This is a genomic window from Pseudomonas sp. CAU 1711, from assembly GCF_039888625.1.
Lineage (GTDB): Bacteria > Pseudomonadota > Gammaproteobacteria > Pseudomonadales > Pseudomonadaceae > Aquipseudomonas.
In genome coordinates this window covers 1-3,053 of record NZ_JBDQQT010000034.1, presented here as the reverse complement: position 1 = coordinate 3,053, position 3,053 = coordinate 1, and the positions used below count along the sequence as shown (strand labels likewise).

At 64.5% G+C, this 3,053-nt stretch carries 2 protein-coding genes; one reads left to right on the top strand and one right to left on the bottom strand.

Annotation, left to right across the window (positions count from 1 at the left end; genetic code table 11):
- Nucleotides 1-167: 167 nt before the first annotated feature.
- Nucleotides 168-1,298 carry a thiolase family protein gene (locus AAFN46_RS20500; protein ID WP_347810544.1) on the bottom strand — a complete coding sequence of 377 codons (1,131 nt, stop codon included), beginning with the start codon at nucleotides 1,296-1,298 and terminating at the stop codon, nucleotides 168-170.
- 202 nt (nucleotides 1,299-1,500) lie between these two features.
- Here AAFN46_RS20500 and lpdA point away from each other — a divergent pair, with 202 nt between their 5' ends.
- The gene (gene lpdA, locus AAFN46_RS20495; protein ID WP_347810543.1) at nucleotides 1,501-2,901 is read left to right on the top strand and encodes a dihydrolipoyl dehydrogenase; all 1,401 of its coding nucleotides are present in this window, start codon (nucleotides 1,501-1,503) and stop codon (nucleotides 2,899-2,901) included.
- Nucleotides 2,902-3,053 lie beyond the last annotated feature (152 nt).

Below are 3,053 nucleotides of genomic sequence, written 5' to 3'. Positions count from 1 at the left end.
CTTGCGGCGGCCAGAAACACCGAAATGAGCGAGCCATCTGGTCGATTTTGACCCACTGGCCGCTTTCAAAATTGGCGAAGGCCGAAGTCAGCCAGAAAAACCGCTCTACTTCAGACCTTCCCTTGGAGAAGGGGAGCGGGCGCGGCGTGTGGCGGCGCCCGTTCGGTTCAGACCGCTTCGAGCAGGGTGGCCACACCCTGGCCGCCGGCGATGCACTGGGTGGCGATGGCGTAGCGTGCGCCGGTGCGCTTGAGCAGCGAGGCGGCCTTGCCGGCGATGCGTGCGCCGGTGGCACCCAGTGGGTGACCGAGAGCGAGGGCGCCGCCGTCCAGATTGACCCTGGCCATGTCCAGGCCCAGTTCGCGCACGCAGGCGATGGACTGGCTGGCGAAGGCCTCGTTGATTTCCACCAGATCGATGTCGGCGATGCGCAGGCCAGCGCGCTGCAGTACCTTGCGGGTCGCCACCACCGGGCCCATGCCCATGATGTCCGGGGCGCAGCCGCCGACGGCGACGGCCTTGATGCGCGCGAGTATGTCCAGGCCGCGGCTGCGGGCGAAGGCCTCGCTGCACACCAGCACGGCAGCGCTGCCGTCGGTGAGTGGTGAGGAGGTGGCGGCGGTGACGCTGCCGCCGAATGCCGGTTTGAGCTGAGCGAGGGCCTCGAGGTTGGTGCCGGGACGGATGCAGCCGTCTGCATCGACCACGCCGTCCGGGGTTTCCACGGCGAGGATTTCGTCCCTGAAGTAGCCCAGCTCGCGAGCGCGCACGGCCTTGGCATGGGATTCAACGGCCATGGCTTCCTGTTCCTCACGGCCGATCGCATAGCGCTTGGCCACTTCCTCGGCAGTGTGCCCCATGGCCATGTAGACCTGCGGGAAGCTGCTCATCAGGCTGGGGTTGGGGGAAATGTTGAAGCCGCCCATCGGCACGCGGGTCATGGATTCCACCCCGGCGCAGAGAAAGGCCTCGCCGGCGCCGAGCAGGATCTGCCCGGCGGCGAAGTGCACGGCGGTCATGGAGGAGCCGCAGAAGCGGTTGACCGTGGCACCGCCGAGGGTCTCGGGGAAACCGGCGCGGAAGCTGGCGATGCGGGCGATGTTCATGCCCTGTTCGGCCTCGGGATAGGCGCAGCCCATGATCACGTCCTCCAGTAGGCTGGGGTCGAGATCGAGCTTGTTGACCAGCCCTTTCAGCACCTGCGCCGCCAGGTCGTCGGGGCGCAGATTGATCAGGCCGCCTTTCTTGGCGAAGTGGAAGGGGGAGCGGGCGTAGCCGGCGATCACGATGGAGGTCATGGCTGTGGTCCTGTGCTGTCTTCATGGTGGGAGAGGCGGGCTCTCAATAAAATGATATGCATAATTTTAATGCTCGTGTATATGTTAATCGTAATCTTATGGCTGCCACGCCTGTGAGCCTTATTGCGTGGACAAGGCCGCCGGGCCGGACGAGGCACCGCTGCCATTATTGCGTCGCGGGACGTTGAGCGAGGAGTGCTACATGAGCACATACGATGTGGTGGTGATAGGCGGTGGACCGGGCGGTTACAACGCCGCCATCCGTGCCGGACAACTAGGGCTCAAGGTGGCCTGCGTCGAGGGGCGCGAGACGCTTGGAGGTACCTGCCTGAATGTTGGCTGCATGCCGTCCAAGGCATTGCTGCATGCATCGGAACTGTACGAGGCGGCGATTGGCAAGGAGTTCGCCAATCTCGGCATCGAGGTCAAGCCCAGGCTCGATCTGGCGCAGATGATGAAGCAGAAGGACGAGAGCGTCGCCGGCCTGACCAAGGGTGTCGAGTTTCTCTTTCGCAAGAACAAGGTCGAGTGGATCAAGGGCTGGGGCAAGCTAGCCGGAGCAGGTCGGGTACAGGTCACCACGGCCGATGGCAGTCAGGGCGAGCTGCTGGCCAAGGACATAGTGATAGCCACCGGCTCGGAGCCGACGCCCCTACCGGGCGTGACCATCGACAACCGACGCATCCTGGACTCGACCGGGGCGCTGTCGCTGCCCGAGGTGCCCAAGCATCTGGTGGTGATCGGCGCCGGAGTGATCGGCCTGGAGTTGGGCTCGGTCTGGCGTCGTCTGGGCAGCGCAGTCACAGTGGTCGAGTATCTGGATTGCATCTGCCCCGGCCTGGACGACGAAACGGCCAAGACCCTGCAGCGCTCGCTGAGCAAGCAGGGCATGAGCTTCAAGCTGGGCTGCAAGGTGGCTGGGGCGGTGGTTAAAGACAGGGGCGTGCAGTTGAGCATCGAGCCTGCCAGCGGCGGTGCAGCCCAGATGCTGGAGGCCGACTATGTGCTGGTGGCTATCGGCCGGCGCCCCTATACCCGGGGCCTGGGGCTGGAGAGCGTGGGGCTCGCCACCGACAAGCGCGGCATGCTCGCCAACGCGCATCATCGGACTTCGGTGCCGGGCATCTGGGTGATCGGCGATGTTACTTCGGGGGCGATGCTGGCGCACAAGGCCGAGGACGAGGCGATAGCCTGCATCGAGAAGATCGCCGGCAAGGCGGCCGAGGTGAACTATGGCGCTATCCCCAGCGTCATCTATACCAAGCCCGAGGTGGCCTGCGTCGGCAAGACCGAGGGGCAACTCAAGGCGGAAGGGCGGGTCTACCGGGTCGGCAAGTTCCCCTTCAGCGCCAACAGCCGCGCCAAGATCAATCATGAGACGGAAGGTTTCGTGAAAGTCCTGGCGGACGAGCGCACCGACGAGATCCTCGGCGTGCATATGGTGGGGCCGAGCGTGAGCGAGATGATCGGCGAGTACTGCGTGGCCATGGAGTTCGCCGCGTCGGCCGAGGACATCGCGCTGATCTGCCACCCGCACCCGACTCGCTCAGAGGCTCTGCGCCAGGCGGCGATGGGGGTCGAGGGCTGGATCATGCAGGCCTGAGCGCGTATCCCGTTGAACACAAAGTGAAGATCTTTGCACAAAGGAGTTGACGGCGCGGATTAGATCCTTAGAATGCGCACCACTTCCGGCGCGGTCCTCTCGGAAAACTCCTTGAAAATCAAAGAGTTGATCCGAATGAAGGGTTGCGCCGG

What these genes read in the sequence shown, in the direction of transcription:
- AAFN46_RS20500 (WP_347810544.1), bottom strand. Translation starts at nt 1,298, where the DNA reads ATGACCTCCATCGTGATCGCCGGCTACGCCCGCTCCCCCTTCCACTTC.
- lpdA (WP_347810543.1), top strand. Translation starts at nt 1,501, where the DNA reads ATGAGCACATACGATGTGGTGGTGATAGGCGGTGGACCGGGCGGTTAC.